This is a genomic window from Ameyamaea chiangmaiensis (assembly GCF_013376175.1).
GTDB lineage: Bacteria > Pseudomonadota > Alphaproteobacteria > Acetobacterales > Acetobacteraceae > Ameyamaea > Ameyamaea chiangmaiensis.
The window spans coordinates 1-532 of record NZ_JABXXR010000371.1 but is presented as its reverse complement, the minus strand read 5'-3'; the positions used below and the strand labels follow the sequence as shown (position 1 = coordinate 532).

The 532-nt window shown below is 71.4% G+C and carries 1 pseudogene; it reads right to left on the bottom strand.

Annotated elements, in window-relative coordinates:
* Nucleotides 1-532 (bottom strand): annotated as a pseudogene (locus HUK82_RS17120) (ATP-dependent DNA helicase RecG); the annotation flags it as partial.

The window sequence follows — 532 nt, the reverse complement described above, 5'->3', positions numbered from 1 at the left end:
CGCGCAGCCGCCCGCGTGCCAGACCGAGGGCAAGCTGGCTCGCCAGCAGTTCGTCGCAGGCCAGACGTCCCCGCGCACGGTCCAGAACCGGGCCGGCCGCGCCGCCGTCGAGCAGGGCCGGATCGTCGGACGGCCGATGCAACTGCCGCAATGCCTGGCCGAAGCCGGGCCATTGGTGGCGGTCGAGAACGCTTGGGTCGTGCCACTCCGGCAGCGGCGGAACCAGATCCAGCGCGCGTTTGAAAGCGGGCCGGAGCTGGCTGGCGAACAGGCCTGCCGTCAGCGGCCAGACCGGGTCGAGTGCGGGTATTTCGTCTGCGCGGGACGCGGGCAGAATGTAATCCGGATGGGCGAAGGTCAGGACGTTGTTGAACAACGTCGCCTGCCCGGACAGGGCGATCTCGGCCCCCTCGCGCACGATGCGGTCCAGCCAGCGGTTGAAGAACACCAGCTCGGCCTCGCCGGTGTCGTCGGCGATCACCACGCGCCATGGCTGCCGCGTCCGCGCGGGCGCGGTCACGCGACGCACGCG